This is a genomic window from Nitrospira calida, assembly GCF_976986435.1.
This window is the reverse complement of the sequence record NZ_OZ335950.1, coordinates 1,806,440-1,825,388: the sequence shown is the minus strand read 5'-3', so window position 1 is coordinate 1,825,388 and position 18,949 is coordinate 1,806,440. Positions and strand designations below refer to the sequence as shown.

General features: G+C 61.8%; 12 protein-coding genes. 3 read left to right on the top strand and 9 right to left on the bottom strand.

Annotated features, from left to right (window positions below):
- Positions 1–85 precede the first annotated feature (85 nt).
- Together ACWHTU_RS09045 and ACWHTU_RS09040 are read left to right on the top strand one after the other, a co-directional pair.
- Entirely contained in the window at positions 86–1,429 is a 1,344-nt protein-coding gene (locus ACWHTU_RS09045; protein WP_447863196.1) for an HD-GYP domain-containing protein, read from the top strand.
- Entirely contained in the window at positions 1,426–4,281 is a 2,856-nt protein-coding gene (locus ACWHTU_RS09040) for a response regulator (RefSeq protein WP_447863195.1), read from the top strand. The genes ACWHTU_RS09045 and ACWHTU_RS09040 overlap by 4 nt, the downstream gene beginning before the upstream one ends.
- Positions 4,282–4,431: 150 nt before the next feature.
- Here the strand turns inward: ACWHTU_RS09040 and ACWHTU_RS09035 are convergent, their stop codons facing one another.
- The 5 genes from ACWHTU_RS09035 to ACWHTU_RS09015 form a co-directional block, all read right to left on the bottom strand.
- Positions 4,432–4,854: a HEPN domain-containing protein gene (locus tag ACWHTU_RS09035; RefSeq protein WP_447863194.1), complete on the bottom strand. Its 423-nt coding sequence runs from the start codon at positions 4,852–4,854 to the stop codon at positions 4,432–4,434.
- The gene (locus ACWHTU_RS09030; RefSeq protein ID WP_447863193.1) at positions 4,796–5,170 is read right to left on the bottom strand and encodes a nucleotidyltransferase domain-containing protein; all 375 of its coding nucleotides are present in this window, start codon (positions 5,168–5,170) and stop codon (positions 4,796–4,798) included. The genes ACWHTU_RS09035 and ACWHTU_RS09030 overlap by 59 nt, the downstream gene beginning before the upstream one ends.
- Before the next feature lie 508 nt (positions 5,171–5,678).
- Complete coding sequence (locus ACWHTU_RS09025) at positions 5,679–8,954, bottom strand: response regulator (RefSeq protein ID WP_447863192.1); 3,276 nt, start codon at positions 8,952–8,954, stop codon at positions 5,679–5,681.
- A 105-nt stretch (positions 8,955–9,059) separates the two neighbouring features.
- Positions 9,060–9,926: a response regulator gene (locus tag ACWHTU_RS09020; protein ID WP_447863191.1), complete on the bottom strand. Its 867-nt coding sequence runs from the start codon at positions 9,924–9,926 to the stop codon at positions 9,060–9,062.
- 27 nt (positions 9,927–9,953) lie between these two features.
- Complete coding sequence (locus ACWHTU_RS09015; RefSeq protein WP_447863190.1) at positions 9,954–13,145, bottom strand: GAF domain-containing protein; 3,192 nt, start codon at positions 13,143–13,145, stop codon at positions 9,954–9,956.
- A 345-nt stretch (positions 13,146–13,490) separates the two neighbouring features.
- Here ACWHTU_RS09015 and ACWHTU_RS09010 point away from each other — a divergent pair, with 345 nt between their 5' ends.
- Positions 13,491–14,267, top strand: coding sequence for a Crp/Fnr family transcriptional regulator (locus ACWHTU_RS09010; protein WP_447863189.1), 777 nt, complete (start codon positions 13,491–13,493; stop codon positions 14,265–14,267).
- A gap of 135 nt (positions 14,268–14,402) precedes the next feature.
- Here the strand turns inward: ACWHTU_RS09010 and fliW are convergent, their stop codons facing one another.
- Genes fliW through flgK form a run of 4 tightly spaced genes read right to left on the bottom strand, consistent with a single transcriptional unit; the run spans position 14,403 to position 18,949 of the window.
- Positions 14,403–14,876, bottom strand: coding sequence for a flagellar assembly protein FliW (fliW, locus tag ACWHTU_RS09005; RefSeq protein ID WP_447863188.1), 474 nt, complete (start codon positions 14,874–14,876; stop codon positions 14,403–14,405).
- 9 nt (positions 14,877–14,885) lie between these two features.
- Complete coding sequence (gene csrA, locus ACWHTU_RS09000) at positions 14,886–15,131, bottom strand: carbon storage regulator CsrA (RefSeq protein WP_447863187.1); 246 nt, start codon at positions 15,129–15,131, stop codon at positions 14,886–14,888.
- Positions 15,132–15,143: 12 nt separating this feature from the next.
- Positions 15,144–16,910 (bottom strand): flagellar hook-associated protein FlgL, encoded by a 1,767-nt coding sequence (gene flgL, locus ACWHTU_RS08995; protein WP_447863186.1) that lies wholly within the window; start codon positions 16,908–16,910, stop codon positions 15,144–15,146.
- 14 nt (positions 16,911–16,924) lie between these two features.
- Positions 16,925–18,949: a flagellar hook-associated protein FlgK gene (gene flgK, locus ACWHTU_RS08990; protein ID WP_447863185.1), complete on the bottom strand. Its 2,025-nt coding sequence runs from the start codon at positions 18,947–18,949 to the stop codon at positions 16,925–16,927.

Below are 18,949 nucleotides of genomic sequence, written 5' to 3'. Positions count from 1 at the left end.
AGAACGGAACATCGGAGAACAGCATGTTCGACCGGTCCGGCGGCTCCCTTCGGCCAACCGCATGCCCTTAAGTTTGGATGGAGGAATGCCGATAACCAACCGCGGAGTTGTTGCGCTCGCACTTCGCCGACGGCAGGCCCCGCATCGGCCGATCCCGTCGCTCAAGCCGCCGATGGGTACAGTCAAACGGATCCCTGTCGACCAACTGAAACCCGGCATGTTCGTCGTGGCCCTGGACCGCCCATGGCTGAAGACGCCGTTTCTGTTGCATCAACGACACATCAAACAGCCGAAAGAGATCCTCACACTCAAGCGCTACGGCATCCAGCACGTTACGATCGACGTGACGAAGGGCGCGGACGTGGATGAACACAGCGCCCCCCCACCGATCGACCAAGCAGACCAGGGCGCCGCCGCGGCCTGTTCGTTCGCTGAAGCCAACACGCCGCAAGCCCGGAGCAAGGCACTTCAGGCCGCCCGGCAGACCTATGACGAAGCGCGAGCCACGGTGGATCGCTTCTTCGAGGAGGCCTCCCGAAAACCGAGGGCGGGCGCGGATGCGCTCGCCGGCATCGTCGGCAGCCTGTTGGACCGTCTGCTGGCCGATCGCACGGCCATGCTGACCCACCTGTTTATCAGGCAAATGCGCGAGTATGATCGCGAACTGTCAACCCATGCCCTTGATACGGGAGTGCTCACCCTGCTGTTTGGAGCGACGTACGGGTTGAGCGGATCGGATCTGGAAGACGCGGGCCTTGCCGCACTGCTGCACGACATCGGTTACTTGCGGCTCCCGCGCAACGTGTTTCGCAAGGCGCATCAGTGCTCCGAGCGGGAACGCCGGTTGATGGAACAACACCCGAGGTTGGGCGCGACTCTGCTGAAGGCCCAGGCAAGCGTGCGCGACACGGTTTGGCACGCCGTCGAACAGCACCATGAGCGGATTGACGGATCAGGATTCCCCGCTCGGTTGAGCGGCGTACGGCTCTCTTCTCTCGGCCAGCTTGTTGGCCTCGCCGATGCCTATCAATCCCTCGTCTGTCCCCGAAGCGGAACCGCTCCGCTGCTCCCTCACCGGGCGGTCGCACAAATGTTTAGCTGGGGGCAACAGGGCGTGTTCGACCGCACGCTGGTCGAGGCGGCCATTGCTTGCCTGGGCATTTATCCGATCGGCAGTCTGGTCCAACTCAATTCAGGAGAGCGGGCCATTGTGGTGGCCGCCAATCCGCACCATCGCCTCCATCCAGTCATTGCGATCATCGCGGACGCCCAGGGGCATCCGTACCGCGATCCCTTGTATGTGGATTTGTCGGCTCAGGACGCCACCGGCCCGACGAGGATGATCGTGCAGACGATGGATCCGGCGCGCGAGCACGTCGACGTCGCCGTGTATTTGGACCCTTCACCCCCCAAGCGGGCGGTCTCATGAACTCCAGACGCACGGCTCGGCACACATCAGCCCGTGAGTCGTTTCTTAACACCGGATTCCACCATGTGCTTCTGGACGCCCTGCCGATCGGAGTCTGCCTGATCGATGGACAGGAACGGATCGTCTCCCTAAACGCAGAAGCGGTTCGGCTCCTTGGAATCAGCGAAGAGTACGCCATCGGCCGGCGATTGGGCGAAGTGCTGCGCTGGAGCGGCGAGACACAGACGGACTGCAGCGGAGGTCCGGCCATCGGTGAGGTCCTCCGGAATTGCCGACCCTCCATCAGCGGCCACGCAATTCTGCACCGTCGTGACGGACGCGAGCGACGCGTGGAGTGGCAGTGCGCACCGCTTCCGGATTACCCGGACCGGGTGGTCCTGACTCTGCAAGACCGTTCGAGACAGGCTGAATTGCAGCGCGATCGCGATCGGCTTGCCCGCATCGCCGACGAAAGTCCATCGCCCGTCGTTGAGCTGGATGCGTTCGCCAATCTGCTGTACGCCAACGCGGCCATGACCGACTTGATCGATCGCTTCGGCTATACCGAGCAGGGCTTTCCCGCTGTGTTTCCACCTGACATTAACGACGTCGTGCGACAGTGCTTGGCTTCTGGCCAATCCCTCCACCAACGCGAAGTGGAGCTGCCCTCCGCCTCCTATGTCTGGAGTTTTTGTCCGGCCCCCTCGACCGGAACCGTGCGCGGCTACGCCATCGATCTGACCGCCGTCAAGGCGGCGGAGCGCAACCTGCGGGAGATCAACAAGGAACTCGATCGAGCGCTCGTGCGCGCGCAAGAGGCGGTCAAAATCAAAAACGATTTTTTGGCCACCATGAGCCACGAACTCCGGACGCCGCTTAACGGCATCCAAGGAATGACCGAATTGTTGTTGGACACTCCTCTTCAAGCTGAGCAGCGCTCGTTTGCCGAAACCATCCGCCAATGCGGACAAGCGCTTCTGCGGCTGATCAACGACATCCTCGACCTCAGCAAGATCGAGGCGAACAAACTCGAGCTGGAATCCATCGAATTTCGAATCAGGGCGCTGGTCGACCAGGTGCTGGCACAGTTTGCCGAAACGGCACAGACGAAAGGCCTCGAGCTCGCCGGCTTGGTGCACGCTAGCATCCCCGAGACGTTGGTGGGAGATCCCGGCCGGCTGAGACAGATCTTAACCAACCTGATCGGCAACGCCGTCAAGTTTACGGACCGGGGCGAGGTTGTTCTTGAAATTCAACCAACGGACAATCACGTGCAGGAGAATCACCGTCTCGCCCGGCCAGATGAGGTTCCGTTGTTCATTTCGGTCAAGGATACCGGAATCGGCATCGCCCCGGATGTCATCGACAAACTGTTCCGACCTTTCACGCAAGCCGACACCTCCACCACGCGGCGATATGGCGGCACCGGCCTTGGCCTGTCCATCAGCAAAAAACTCGTCGAGTTGATGGGCGGGACCATCGGCGTTACGAGCGAACCCGGCCGTGGCAGCACCTTCTGGTGCACAATCCGACTGGCCAAGCCGGCACGGCCGGCGGAGCCGGCGCGCGCGGGCTTGGGCGGGCGTCGTGTGTTGATCGTCGATGATAACGCCACCAATCGATTGATCCTTCACCATCTGGTTTCTTCCTGGGGAATGGACGCCGTGCTGGCCGCCGGAGCGGAGGAGGCAATCGCCTCCCTTCAACATAGCGTGACCCAACACCGGCCGTTTGACGTCGCCATCCTGGACGTCATGATGCCGGGACAGGACGGCATCGCGTTGACGCGTCGCATCAAGGCCCTGCTCGGCTCCGCCGCGCCCCCGCTGATCGTGCTCACTTCCCTCATCCAGCGCGGACAGGCCAAGGCAGCCCATGAAGCCGGCGCGTCGGCCTACCTCACCAAACCAGTGCGACACGACCAACTCTTCGAGTGCCTGCACCTCACCCTGGGAGCTCACTCGCCCGTCCATCCGCCATCTGATGAATCGCCGCCCAAGCCGGCGGCGGACACTCCCCTGATCACCGGTAACACCGTCCCGGCATCGCCCCGATCCCCTCGCGTGCTCGTCGCCGAAGATAACCCCGTTAATCAGGTCTTGACCGTCAAGATGCTCGAACGGCTCGGGTATCGCGCTAACGTGGTGAGCAACGGACGAGAGGCCGTCCATGCGATCCAGCAGGATTCTTACGACGCGATTCTCATGGATGTGCAGATGCCGGACATGGATGGTTTGGAAGCCACGCAGCGGATCCGCGCGTGGGAGGCTTCGAACGGTCCGCGTGAAGCCTCGAGAGCGGAGCCTGGAGCCGGACGATCGACAGGCCTGCGTATCCCTATCATTACGATCACCGCGAACGCCATGCCAGGCGATCGCGATCGCTGTCTGGCCGCTGGTGCGGATGATTACCTCGCCAAACCGATGAAGAGCGAGGACCTCAGAGCGGTTCTCGAACGCTGGATCCCGTCCGTCGGAGCCTCCGAGCCGAATGGCCTGGCGCACTCGACCATGAAGCACTCTCCCGAGGACATACCACTCAGCGTTTTTGATCCCCGCGCCATGCTGAGCAATATCGGCGGGGACACCCAGCTTCAACAGGAGTTGATCCGGCTCTATTTAACAAGCTATCAATCCGCCCTCGACCAAGCCAACAAGGCCCTCGCCGGGCGGGATCCTGTGCAACTCGAACATGCGGCCCACTCGCTGAAGGGAACCGCCGCCAACCTCTGCGCGCGCGACTTGGTCCGCGCCGCCGGGCAGGTCGAAGCGCTCAGCCGGCTCGGGCTGACCGAGGAAACGGTTCGCGCCTGTCGGGAATTGGAACGGCAAGCCAGCAAGCTTGCAACCGTCCTCACTTGCTTCCTTCGCTGACAGCATCATTGAATAAGAAAGGGGTCGGGAGTCTTTTCAGACCACAGACCATAACCGCTCCCTCGACCTGGCGTCGAGCGACGCCACTGTTTTCATCCGACAACTGCGAGCAATAGACCGGCCTTCGCTGAACCCACGATCCGTGTTCTCTCAGCCCGACATTGATTCTTGGTCCAGCCGCTCGACGATGCGCTTCGCCTCCCGAATAAAATGCTCGGCACGCTCAACGGCCGCGGCCGCGTCCGCCTTGTCGATCGTCACATAGTCGGCGTAATCGACCTCTTCGCGATCGAATAAGAGTTCGCGAAACCATCGGCCATATTCCTTGGACAAGTAGCCCCCAAGCACGAGCTTCTGATTCACCATGGTCTTAACGCCTTCGTGCGTCCTCGGGTCTCCCCCGAAGAGGATGAGAATCGCACGGGCGGCACTCAACGCGGCGTAATAACTTCGGTTCACTGCCGACTCCCATCGGCCTTGTTCCAGTAAGAGCCCGGCATCCGCAAGCAACCGGTCAGCTTTGTCGAGCCGGTACCGCGACAGGGCGCGCTTCTCTTCGCGATTGAGCGTCATAAAACGCCACTCCTTGGGATTTCACTGTTTTGAGAAAGGGGCTGCCGAGCCGTTCGTTCATGGCAATATCGTCGCGCGTTAGGATTGCCACCGAAAAGGAAAGGCCGCTCTCCAGCTCGTACCGGTAAAACAGATCGCGAAGCGCGTCTTTCACCGCACGGTCTTTCCCCGCCACGACGACGAGAATATCGAAGTCCGAATCAGCGCGTTCTTCGCCCCGGATTCGGGACCCATAGGCAATGGCCTGCAACACCGATGGAAGGTCGGCCAACTTCGCCGCAATCGCGGCCAATACGTCGCGCTCGTGTTGAAACATGGTATCGTTCTGCAGATGGGCTCCAGTCTACCGAAGCCACCACCCCGTTGCAACGCGATGAGCGGGAATTCGAAAAGGGGTCGGGAGCTTTTAAGAAAGCACTAAAAGAAGTCGGGATTCTTTCGGAGTTTGGCAAGAGCCAAGACAGCTGATGATTATCCCGAAGACTGCCATCTGATGTGAGCCGGCGTTTGCCTCCCTCCAGCCTCCGCAGGCTGAGATAACCTGCCGCGCCGGGATTGCTTTGCGAACCTTCCACAGCGTCGTCCTCGATGACGTGACCCATGGCCTGTAGCAGAAGGGCCTCCTCTCGAGTCAGCGCTGCTCGAGGCCCCCTGACGCCGTGCCGTTCCCCTGGCCAATGTGGCCGTTGAGTCCGCTTCCAATTGCGACTGGCGGTCGATAGGGCGAACGCGTTACATGGTGCATGCCGCACGTGTGTCCGCTTTGCCTCAGTACTGCAGGCTCAACCGCGTTGGCAAGGGAAATCTTTTCCTGCGCGCGGACCTTATCCGATGCCGACCAGTTGATTGGGGTTGGCGCCCGACATCCACCGTTCCAGCATCTCGCGTAAGGCGTCGCAGGTGACGGGTTTGCTCAGATAGTCATCCATCCCCGCCGCGAGGCACCGCTCACGGTCGCCAGCCATGGCGTTCGCCGTCAGGGCGATGATGGGCACACGGGCGGTCGACGGCCGTCCTGTGGACTTCGTCATTAGTCCTGTTTGTTGGTCTTCGGCTTCGGACGGGTGACCACCGACTGTTGACTCTTCATGTTTTCGGATCATGCGGGTGGCCTCGAAGCCGTCCAGTTCCGGCATTTGGCAATCCATTAGCACCAGGTCGTACCGATCCCTGATCAACGCCTCGACTGCTGTGCGGCCGTTGTCTACGACATCAGCGTGGTACCCGAACTTCGCCAGCAGTCGGACGAGCACCAGCCGATTCACTTCGTTATCCTCCGCAACGAGGATCCGCTTCCGACTGCGAGCCGACTGCTCGGCCAGGCTGTGTCGGGTAATCAGGGAAATTTCGTTGCGGCGTTGTCCATGGGTGTCCGCCGAAACAGCCTGAATTTGGTCGGCTTGCCCGTCAGGGATCGAACCCTTTCGCTCACACACCATCATCAGACACTCGAGGAGCTGCGCTTGTCGCACCGGCTTGGTCAAATAGGCCGCAGCCCCGGCATCCTGCGCGGTCTTGGCCTCCCCTCGGTACCCCACGGTCGCCAGAACGATCACCGGGATTTCGTGAGTCTGAGGGTGCGTGGCGATCGTCCGCACGACGCTCCAGTCCCGCAGCCTCATCTGATCACCATCGAGGATCACCGCGTCGTAGGATAAACCGGTTTCAGCGGTTCGCTCCAAAAGCCCCCACACCTCGCCCACATCCGCCACGCACGTCGTCGTGATGCCCTCGGACCGGAGCGCGTGTTCGAGGGCCGTGCGCATCGCGGTGTGGCCCTCGGCCAGGAGTATTCGCCGGATCCGCCCCTGGCCCGGTGAAGGCACCGTCGACGACGGCGCCGAAGAAACCGCCCCGAACTGGGCCGTAAACCCAAAGGTGCTGCCTTGGCCCGGCAGACTTTCCACGCCGATCGTCCCCTGCATCAGCTCGACCAACTGCTTGGCAATGGCGAGGCCCAACCCCGTTCCGCCGTACTTGCGGGCATGGGATCCATCACCTTGGGTGAACGGTTGAAAGAGTCGGCGCCTCTGGGTTTCAGAGAGGCCGATCCCGGTGTCACGGACGGCAAACCGCAGGAGAACTTCTTCCCCTCGGCTGTCCTCTCCTCGCTCCGGACTCTCCACGCTGTGTACCTCGACAACCACTTCCCCTTGCTCCGTAAACTTGACAGCGTTGTTGATCAGATTCGCGAGCACCTGCCGCAACCGTCCCGGATCGCCCCGCAGCAAGCGAGGCACGTTCGCCCGGATGAGCGAGACCATCGTCAATCCCTTGGCGTGAGCCCGCCCGGAGAACAACGCCACGACACCGTCCACCAGAGCTCGAAGGTCGAATTCCGCTAAATGCAACGCGAGCTTGCCGGCTTCCATCTTGGAAAAATCGAGAATATCGTTGATGAGATTCGAGAGATGCTCTCCGGATGAACGGATCGTCTCGGCATACTCGCGTTGCTCCTCGGTCAAGCCGGTATCCAGGAGCAGCTCGGCCATGCCGATCACGCCGTTCAAGGGCGTTCGGACCTCATGACTGACGGTGGCCAAAAATTCAGATTTGAGCTTCGCGCTTTCTTGAGCTTGGGTCAGGAGTCTCGCTTGTTCGATCGCGATGCCTGCGTGCGAGGCGAGGGCGACAAGAACCGTTTCGTCGAGATCCGTAAAGGCCGTGACCGCTCCGGTGGAACCAACCTTGTCGGCCACATAGATGCGCCCGTACAGTTCGTTGCGGACGACGATGGCCACGCTGAGCAGAGAACGCATGACCGGGTGGTGCGGCGGAAACCCCGTGAAGGCGGGATGTTGCGTCAAATCATCGAGACGAACGACGGCGGTCGTCCCGCCTAAGCGCCCGAGAAGACCGCAACCGGTCGGTGAACGCCCGATTGCCTCTTGTGTCGCCTGATCCATGCCGGACGCGATAAAGCTCGCCGGCCGGCCGTGTCCTCCCGAATCGAACACCGTCAGCGCTGCATACGCGCCGCCCGTCAATCGACGGGCCGTCTCGAGCAGTCGCTCAAGCACCGCCTGAACGCTATGTCCGGCCGAGATGGTCCGCGCCGCTTCGACGAGCCCTTCCAGCGCGTGCGTGCGTCGAAGGAGCGCCGCCTCGGCATCCTCCGCACGTTCGCATTCTTTGCCGAGACGATGACTCGTCCACAGCAGCAGCCCGCTCAATGGAACCAACACCATCCCTGCCACCGCCACCCACGGCAGCAGCGAGCCCCACAGCGGGCCAAGAATGTCGCTCCGATCCATCCGCACCAGAATCCGCCATTCGAATCCCGGAAAATTGTCATAGCCTCTCGTGCGGGCATATCCCGTGAGAACCGGACGGTTCATGCGTCGATGGGTCTCCTCGAGAAAGCCCGGCGGCCCGGCAGCCGCGAGTTGGACGGACTGCACCCCGAGCGCCAGCAGATTGCTGCGACCTTCTTCCCGGAGCAACGAGTCGGCGATGAGGTCGCCCGCGCGGTTGAGGAACTGATATTCAATGCGGGCGGAGGTCCCGTACTGCAACAAGAGCGTAACGAGCGTGCGACGCGCCTGGTCTTCAAGCGCGAACAACCCCACCTGGCTGGTGACGGCGCCGAGAAATCGGCCCTCCCGTCCCGTGATCGGACGACTGATCCTCACCGCGAACATGCCTCCCGTTTCTGCCGATGGCTGGGCGTCGCGAAGATCGACGGCACCTCCGGCTTTGAGCGCCTGAAACCAGGATTCGGCACCGAGCCGCTTGCCGACCGTGTTCGGTTCCGAGGCGGCGATGACGACTCCCTCCGCGTCGGTCACCGCAAGCCAATCGTGGCCCGAATAGGCGGCTTGGAGATCGAACAGGAGCTGGCTGATGGCCGTGCGGTCCCGACCGCGAAGCGCTGGATGCTGCGCCAACAGCGTGAGATCGCCGTACCGTTCGGCCAGCATCCGATCGATGCTGTCGGCAACTTCGGAGGCCGCCAGGGTGAGAAGAGACCCGCCTTGAGCGAGAAGTTGATTCGTCGCGTAGCGGACCAGCAGGATCCCGCTTGCCACAAGCACCGCCGCGATCCCCAGCGAGAGCACCGGCAACCGCCATACGAGTTGCCGACCGCGTCCGTTGGCCACAATGACGTCCTCCGGCCAGTTCCCTAAAACGCAAAAGGCGCTCCCGGTCCCCCTCGGCTGTCCGCCCAGGCCTTCCGGTTGCGCCTTCAACTGGCAGGGCTGCCCCTACCCGTTAAGGCCGGCCGACCCTTGATCGGCCGAAAGGTTGAGTCCCTGTTCTGGTTCTGTATCGGTCGGTTGACTCCGGACTTGAGTGGCCCGGCGTTCCCGTTCCAGGAGTGCTTCAAGCTGCTGGCGCAGGATCCCCAGGTCCTTGGAGCGGAAGGCATGCTTGGTCCGTTCGAGAATGCCGACCGTCTGGACGAGGGCGTCTTCGTAAGCCATGCGTCGAGGACAGGAAAGGATGTTGCAGAGATCAAGCTGTCGGATCTGGCGGGAAAGAGGGAAGAAACTCAGGGCCTGATTGAACGTCAAAGCCAGTTTGAGGACCTCGAGGCGCAGGTGGCCGACCGCCTGCTCGATGCGAGTGGCCGCATCAGGCGATTTTTCGACCGGTCCGGGCCGGTGACCACACGCCTCTTCGCACCGCGTCACGACTTCCAGCACCTGTGCCGCCTCGTAACGCACCTGTTCGAGCGACCGCAGAAACCGTCCGGTCTCCACTGCGCGTCGGATCCGTTCAACCGCGACCGAAAAGTTCACCGGTTTGACCAGATAATCGACCACCGAAAGCCGAAGCGCCTCGATGGCAGTCGGGAGTGACGGATGAGCCGTGACCAGCAGCACGGGAACCGCCACCCCCCGGTCGCGGAGCGACCGGAGCAATTCAAGTTCCGTGTTGCCGGGCATCCGGATGTCAGCCATCAAGAGCTCGTAAGAGTGCCGCGTCAAAGCCTCCTCAGCCGCACGGGCATCCGGCACTGCATCGACCTGAAATCCCGCCCGGCCCAGCCACTCGGTCGCGACTTCACGAAACGTCGCATCGTCATCGGCAATCAGGATCCGTCCCATCTGTGACCCGGAATCTGGCATCGGCGCTGATCGGTCTACCGGCTTCCCTTACGAATCTAAGACCCGTCGAACCTTGGCCCGCAGATCGTCTGCAGTGAAGGGTTTCCTCAGAAACTCGACCGTGAAATCGAGGATGCCGTGATGCACAATGGCGTTCTCGGCATATCCGGACATATACAGCACTTTGAGGTCAGGCCGCTCGACCTGAAGCTGCTCCGCCAGCCGGCGCCCGTTGATGCCGCTGAGCACGACATCGGTCAACAAAAGATGGATCCGCCCGCTCAAGCGAGCGCTCAATGCGAGGGCTTCTTCGCCGGTTTGGGCGACCAGCACCGTATACCCGCATTCAGCCAGCGCCGTGCGCACGAAATCTCGCACCGCCTCGTCGTCGTCGACGACCAACACCGTTTCGGTGCAGGGCTTCCCTAATGCCGGGGCCGGCGCCTCCGGCCGCGGTGTCGGCGCCTCGTCAGCCCGCGGCAAAAAGATTTTCACCGTGGTGCCGTGACCCGGCTCGCTGTAGATGGACAGCGTCCCGCCGCTTTGCTTAACGATGCCGTACACGGTCGAAAGTCCCAGTCCCGTTCCTTTCCCCACCGGCTTGGTCGTAAAGAACGGATCGAGACACCGCGCCAGCGTGGCCGCATCCATGCCGTGACCGGTGTCACTCACGGCCAACATGACATAGGAGCCCGGACTGACTTCGGGATGGGTTCGGCAGTAGGCTTCGTCCAGCGTGACGTTGGCGGTTTCAAGCGTGAGCCGTCCACCGCCGGGCATGGCATCCCTGGCGTTGATCGCCAGATTCATAATGACTTGCTCGACCTGGCCCGGATCAACCTTGACCGGCCACACGTTTGGATCAGCGACTACGAGAAGCGCGATGTCCTCTCCGATCAGCCGGCGCAAGAATTCGTCCATCTCCGCCAGCACGTCGTTAAGATCCAGCACCCGCGGCAGGATCAGGTCCTTGCGACTGAAAGCCAGAATCTGTCGGGTCAGCGTGGCGGCCCGTTCGCCGGCTCGCCGGATTTGATCCACATATCGTCGGTGATCCGGATCCACTTGTTCTGAAAGAATGGCGCTGAATCCCAGGATCGCGGTGAGGATGTTATTAAAATCGTGTGCGATGCCGCCGGCCAATCGCCCGATCGCCTCCATTTTCTGGGCCTGACGCAGTTGCTCTTCCAGACGTTCTCGTTCGGTGAGGTCCGTGAAACTGACCACCATGCCGATCATTCGGCCTTCGTCATCGCGCAGCGGCGCGGACGACCAACTCGCGGCAAGAGGCGGCCCATCGCGATGCCACAAGACCTCGCGATCGGCGCGCCGAGGCTGAGATGTTCGCAGCGTTTCCCACAGGGGACAGATGATTTCAGCACACGGCCGTCCATCGGCCCGCTTAGGATGGACCAGCTGATGAAGCGATTGTCCGACGATCTCGTCCGGAAGATAGCCGAGCTTGCCGGCACCCGCCTGGTTAGCGAACAGACAGAGCCCGGAGATATCGACGCCGAAAATGCCTTCCTCGATAGCGTTCAGAATGGAGCGGTACCGCGATTCCGCGACTTTGATTTCCCGCAGAAGGTGGGCACTTTCAATCGCGGCTCCAGCCAGATAGGCCAAAGCGGTGATCATCTGCTCGTCGGTGTCCGTAAACGGTTCCGGCTCGCCCGCCCTCCCCATCTTGTCGGTCACATAGAGCCGTCCGAAGAGCTGCCCATGGGCGCGGATGGAGATCCCCATGAATGAGGTCATCGGCGGGTGATGCCGAGGGAACCCCGTAAAAGCCGGATGCTGCCTGAGATCGGCGAGACGCAAGACTCCATCCGCCTTGGCTAAATGGCCCAGAAGGCCACGGCCGGTCGGCAGCCGACCGATGGCGGCCTTTGTGGCTTCGTCGATCCCCGCTGTGAACAATTGGTCAATCTCTTCACCGGTTTCATCAAACAGACCTAGTGCGGCATACCGGGCACCCGTCAGCTCCCTTGCCGTCTGCGCGATGCGGGTCATCAGTGCGGGGACCGAAATGACGTCGCGCTGAAAGCTCTGTGCTACACCATTCAGCACCGTAAGCCGGGCGACCTGCTGCTCGTGTTCCTGGATCATCACGCCAACCGCCCGTGTCAGCTCTCCGAGTTCGCCCGGGGCTATTCGCTCTTTAGCCGGTGCCCGGTGGACCGGGAATTCTCCGGGTGACAGAACTCGCTCGACTGGCACCGTGCGAGCCGCACGGGCCCGTCCCTCGGCCAACGCCTTCAGAGCCAGCATCGGCCGGACCAGACGATGGTGGACGATGACGCCCAACCCGATGCCGCCTCCCACCGCCAAGAGACCGACCCACACGATCAAGCCATGCAGAACGTCCCGCCACTGCACTCCGTTCGCCGGTTGATAGACTTCGACCCGCCAGCCGAGTCCCGGCCAGTCCGCAAATCCGGTCGAAGCCGCCAGGGCCAAACGCGGCAGGTCCTCCATGGCGGCTTTCGAGGACGGCCATGGGCCGATACGGATCGGGACATCAAGGCCATCAACGCCGATGTCCGAGCCGGCAGACGACCGAACGAGCAACGGGAAGGCGAGAGACACGCCCTCGCCTGAGAGTCGAGTCAAGGCAGATTTGATGGCAGCAAGGGACACCCGTGTCGACCACACCCCAACCACTTGTCCGTTCGACGCCTTGACCGGCGCGGAGAAGCTCAGCACGGGGCGTTGACCGGGCATCACCGTCTCGACCAAGGGATCGACATGAGGCTCCTCGATGACCACACCGCTCGTGGCGCGCAGGGCGCGGGTGAACCACGGCTCCTGCGCCACGGACCGGCCGATCAACTGTTCCGCCGGAATCGACGAACCCGTTGCATCAACACGGTTGGCCGCCACAATCCGGCCGGTTTGATCAATCGCCACCGCTACCTCATAGTACGGTGCATAGCCCCTGATTAGCTCATCCGCGACATCGTGAAGCTTCGTGAGATCAAAAGCACGGACCGCCGGGAGCCTGGAAAACACGAGCGTGTCTTGGACACGTTCGTAAAGAAGCCGATCCAGAGCCTCCACAGCCAATCGTGCTAGGGCTGCGGCGCCGGCCTGCCGGGCTTCGCCGAGATCGCGATAGACGACGACAAACAACCACCCGCCGACGAGCAAAGATGGCAGGGCCGTAAGCACGACCCAAAGAGCGAGCCAGCGGGTCAGGCGAGCGGGGAGGATCCTGGTCAGAAACAGAGGCGGATTCAACGTCGACCGTGACAGGTTTCGCTGAACAAGGACCGTGAGTATAGCGAGAAGGATCCGCTCAGTCTGTGACCACAATCACAGGTTTTGCCTCCACTCAAGATTCATCAGTCATCAGCCGATAGAGATGTCACCACACTGGGTCGACAGACGATCGACTCGCCTTGGCGGGCAGAACATCGGATCGGTCAGCCGAAGGCGCAACCGGGCTTTCCGGAGGAAGAGCGCGGTTGCGCCTTTCATTTTTACCGGCTCGCCCTGAAAACGGCAGAGCGGCGCCATCTTTGGTATGATGACCTCACATGCATCGGTTCTGACCAATGTGGTCCATACGGCTGCCATTGTTTCATGAGAAAACATCCTCGATCCAAAACACCGTCTCACACTCCGCTGAGCGCCCGGCCGCTGACAGAATTCTGTGCCCAGTGCCGCGCGCGGTTGTCATGTATCGTTCCGGCGGCTTTGCGGCGCCTGCCGGAGCGAGAACAGGATGAGTTCCACCGACACATCACTGTGCACCGCTATCGCGCAGGAGTCTCTATTGTTCGGCAGGGAGACATCCGAACAACTCTTCCCCTGGTCTGCCGCGGGATGGTCGTTTCGAGTCTCCTGACGGAAGGCGGAGAGGAGATCACGCTGCACACGGGCGGGACGGGCACCTTTATTGGCGTAATGGACTGGCTTCTGGAGCGTCCGACCTTCTCATGCTCGGCCCAGGCTTTGGTGGAGACGACCCTCGCCTATGTCCGGCCGGCCGCTCTCTTGAAAGCGGTCACGATGGAGCCGGGACTGCTCGCCACACTGCTCAAGCAGTTTGGCTCTCAAATGCATTCCATCGAGCACCAGTTCGCTGCGGGGCAAAGTCGGGATGCAGGTGGGCGCATTTTGCGGTGTCTCCTCGATCTCGCCCGGAATCTTGGAGTCACCGATCAGCGGGGCGTCTCCCTGCCGGCCGAAGTGACCAGAACTCGCCTGGCGCAACTGACGGGATTGGCCAGGGAAACGGTCAGCCGCAGCGTACGGAAGCTGGCACGGGCAGGCTTGATCCTCCATGACGGTCGGAGAATCGTGATCCCCTGTGTGAAGCGGGCCGAACAGGCTCTCCGCCGAGATCGTCATCACTGATGACCAACACAGAAGAAAAGGGTCGGGAGTCTTTTTAACACGCCACCGTTCCTATGCATTGTACGCTTAAAATGACTCCCGACCCCTTTTCTTCTCTTTCTCCCTCTTCTCTCTGGTGACTCCTTTTCTTGGTCTTTAATGACCGGAGACCAAGACTTCTGTCGCGCGCGGTGATGGTCGGCAGTCGGCATGCAAAATCGGATAGCGAGTGGGAAAGGTTTCGTCCAGCACCAGTTGCTTGCAAAGTCTGGTGCGCCAATTCATCAGCAGCGGTCCTCGCAGGTTGGCGGTGATGGCCGTCGGATCCTCCGATGGAATCGTCAGAATGGTCATGAGCGCCAGATCGCCCGCGTCCCGGGCTTTGATTTCGGCCAGCGCCTCTTCCACAATCTCAGCCCGGTAGTCCGGCTTGAACAGAGCCGGATCCATGATGACGAAGGCCAGGCTTCCTTCCTCCACGCACTGTAGCCATTTGAACGGTGCGTCCGTATCATGGTCCAAGAGAATGTATTTGGTCCACTCCGAAAACCCCAGGATGCCGGAGGGAAACGTCCAGACCATCTCATCGCGGACATCGAGCGTGCCGAAGCGGGTACAGGTCACCTTCATGAGCAGCCTTCATCGGCCCCGACGGCCGAATTCGGAAATGAGCCTCTTGACGGCTTCCGGAGGAATGGTCTTCGCCGACGCCGCAAGTCTGTTCTCTTCCTGAATTCGGGCATACAGCTCCTCGCGATGGACTTCCACGCGCAGAGGGGCTTGGATTCCCAACCGGACCTGACCGCCTTTGACGCCGAGCACGACGATCCGGACATCCGGCCCCACCGTGATCCCCTCGCCCCGCCTTCTCGTCAGCACCAACATCGCGCTGAGCCTTTACCGCAAAAACTTCAGCAACGAGCTATGAAAAATCGTCGTCAAGGTTCGGCTGGCCGCTTCAAGCGCGTATTGTTGCAACGTGAGATCCGAAATCGCCTTGACCACATCCACATCTTCGTTCTGTGACAGCATCTCGGTGACGAAGCCCTTGGTTGCGTCGAGGCGTGAGGCCGTCATCTCCAGGCGATTGGTCAGCGCTCCGGCTTCCCCTTGGATGGAGGCAATCTGCGTGACTGCCTCCTCGATCTCAGCCAAGGCCTGGGAGATTCCTCCCCGGTAGTTCCCATTCAGGGCTCCGTAGAGTCGAGCCATCGCGTCAAAAAGATCCACCGTCGGACCAGAGAACGCCTGACTGCCCGGTACGTTGCTCTGCAGCGTCTGATCGCTTCCGGTTTCGATGTATTGGATCCCGTTATTGCCTTGATACTGGACACCGGTCGCAACGCTGAACCGATCCCCCGCCGCCGGCCCCGATCCTCCATCGGCGAGGGAGACATTGATGCCCTCAAAGCTTATCTGGCTGCCCGACACGTAAGTCCAGTTCGTCAACACCGCGCGCGCCTCCAACGTCACCGCGAAGCGGTCTCCGCTCCGGGGAGCGCCCCGAAGGCCGTCGCTCAGAACCACCCGGAGCCCGTCGAAGTCGATCGCCTCGCCGGACCGATACGTGTTGGCCATGGACACCGTCGCCCCCGTCGTCGTGTTGACAATGTCGAACTGATCGGTCGACGTGAACCGAATTTCATACGCGTCCAGCGTCACAGCGGTCGGATCGACGACACCAGCATCGGTTACCCCTGCCCCTCCCATATTGGCTTCGCGGGGGCTGACGCTCACCGGCGCGGATACGCTGTAGACGTCAAACGCGGTCGCCGAGCTGAATCGAATCATGTAGTTTTCGAATGTCGCGAGGCTCGGGTCCGTCACACGCCCCTGCGCGATCAGGCCTTGGCCAGTGTTCGAGCTGGCCGGCTGGATCGTCGCGGTAAGCGCGAAGGGGACGGCACCGGTCGTGGTGCTCCCACCGTTGAATCCCAAGGCACTGAGTCCACTGCCAGCGACGACGCGGACGGTTGATGTTGCTCCATATCCGTTGGAGACGATCACCAGTCGCCCACCCTCGAAGGTGACGGTAACGCTTTTGCCTGCCACGCGGAGTGCGGCATCGGCGTTGATGCGGCTTTGCAGGCGGGCGGCTAGCTCGACGCCGGTGAACGATTCCGCGCCGTCGGTCAAGTCGATTACGCCGGAGGTGACTCCGTCCACCGTGACTTGTACGGTGTCGTTCACCCCGTTGCTGAAGGTAACCGGTTCTCCGATCTCCACGCCGGTGGCCCGGCCGTGCGCGCCCGTTCCAGCGAAGATCGCTTCGCCACGAAGCTCCGTGTTGGCGATCTGCTGCAACTCGTGAAGGAGCTGGCGGACTTCCCGCGCGCCGGCGGCGCGTTCCGGCGCGCCGTTCGTATCGCTCCGCAGCCGCACGGCGAGTTCCTGCGCTCGCGCCAGGACGGAGGTCACGCTGCTCAACGCCTTATCCGTGAGATCCAGCCTGGTCGTCGCAAACTGGATATTCCTGAGGCGCTGCTCGATCTGCGCCAACTGGGTCTTGTCGAAGACGATGGCGTTGAAAGCAGCCGGATCATCGGCGGGTCGGATGACCCGCTTGCCCGTCGAGATCTGTTCCTGGATCGTCAGGAGCCGCGCTTGAGCTCGCTGGAGGTTGTTCGTCAGTAAAGAAAAGAGCTGTGTTTCCGTGATGCGCATGACGCCCCAATCCACTAACGTTTGAGTGCCAGCAAGGTTTGCAGCATTTCGTCCGCCACGACGATCAGCTTCGCGGCGGCGTCGAACGCCCGCTGATATTTCAGCATGGCGACAAGCTCCTCATCGATCGAGACGCCGGAAACCTGCGCCCGGAACGTCTGGAGTTGTTCCTGCACGAATGAGCGGGCTTGGAATTCTCGGTCTGCCGCCTGTGCGGCGACCCCGAGATCCGCAGCCGCCTGCCGGTAGGCTTCATTGAATGTCACGCCGTCCAATCCGGCCAAGGGCTTCTCCTGCAGGGCTGCGAGCGCCAGGAGGTTGGCGTTGTTTCCCGGAAGGCCCGCCAACGTCGACGAGGCGGCGACTTGCCGGCCGTTGGTCAGCGAAACCGTGAAATGTTTGGCCGCATCGGTGCGCGAATTGAACGTGAAGGCGTCACCGGCCGCCGGCACGCCGGTGACGGTTACGGCGAGCCCGTCGACGACGAAGTTTTGCGGTCCGCTGTACGTCCCTGACGCGGCCGTGCTAGTTCCGCTCAGCAGGCCCAACACCGCGCGGGCCGTGCCGCCGGTGACGTCCACGTGTGAGGCGGCATCGGCTGAATTGGACGTGATGACGAACCGGTTGGTCGTCGGATCATAGGTGACGATGACGCTCTTGCCCGCCGCGCTCAGGGCTGCATCCGCGTTGATTTTGCTCTGCAGCTCCGAGGCTAAATCGGCCCCGCTGGTATAAGGCCGGCCGGGTGACCCGGCGCCCGCCAACGTGATGGTCCCCGAAGCCACCCCATCCACAGCCACGGTCAACGTGTCGTTCGTGCCCGTGACGATCGAGATCGGCGTCTCTGGCGTCGGCGGCGTGACGACAGTGCCCGTGTAGTTCCCTCGAACAAATGCGCCCGTGCTGGAGTCGACGAGGGAATAGGTGGTGGGCGAAGAAAACCGAATTTCGTAATCGTGGAACGTCAGAAGACTGTTGGCGGCGACGGTGCCGTTTCCGATCGCGCCGGTCCCGGCGTTTGCGCTCTTGCCCGCCGTCGTCACGGAAAACGGAACGAAAAAGTCCACTCCGGTCGAACCGTCGAGGCCGTAGCCGAGGCGATGAACTTGGTTGACTTCGTTAATCAAAGCCGCAGCCAGGGTATCGAGGCGGCGTTGCAGATCCGGAATGACCGCGTCGCGGACGTGCAGCAACCCGTAGAGCTTTCCATCGGAAAGCTGCGACGTGATCAAGGCGGTCTTCGTCCCGCTAAGAGCGTAGCCGACGTCCGCCAGGCCGCCGTTGTCGAGGTTTTCGACGGCCGTCAAGCTGCGGGTCGTGGTCTCCTCGACCAACGAGAGCCCTTGGCCGATGAAGACCGACACGGCGCCGGTCGAGGTTTCAAACGTCGTCACCGCGATCCGTTGCGCCAGGTCGTTGAGGACTCGGTCCCGTTGGTCCCGCAAATCGTTGGCGTTTTGGCCGGTCACCTCCGCCGAGACGATGCGACCGTTCAAATCCGCGATCTGTGCGGCCAGGGCATTGATCTCCGCAATCGTCTGCTTGGCCTGGGCGTTCAGAGCCAGGCGTGTCTGATTCAGCGACAAGGCCGATTCGCGCAGACCGCCGGCGAGCGTTCCGGCCTTGGCCAACAGCACGGATCGTGGGGCCGACTGGCTCGGCGCGGTCGCGACATCCGAGAGTGCCTTAAAAAAATCGTCTAGCAACGCCGAAAGTCCTTGATTATTGGAATCCGCGAAGAGACTTTGAAGCCGGAACAGCTCGTTACGCAACACGGCAAGCCGGCCGGTGCTTTCATAGGAATCCGTGAGCGCACGGTTGACAAACGCATCGACCGCCCGGCGAATCTGCGTCACCTGGACTCCCGTCCCGACCTGCCCGGGCCGAAGGTTCACCGGTTGGTTCTCGCTCAGCATCACTTCCTGCTTCGAATAGCCCGGCGTGTTGACGTTGGCGACATTATGCCCGGTGACCGTGAGCCCCTGTTGTGCCACGTACAACGCGCTCTTCGCAATGTCGAACAGGCCCGTGATCCCCAT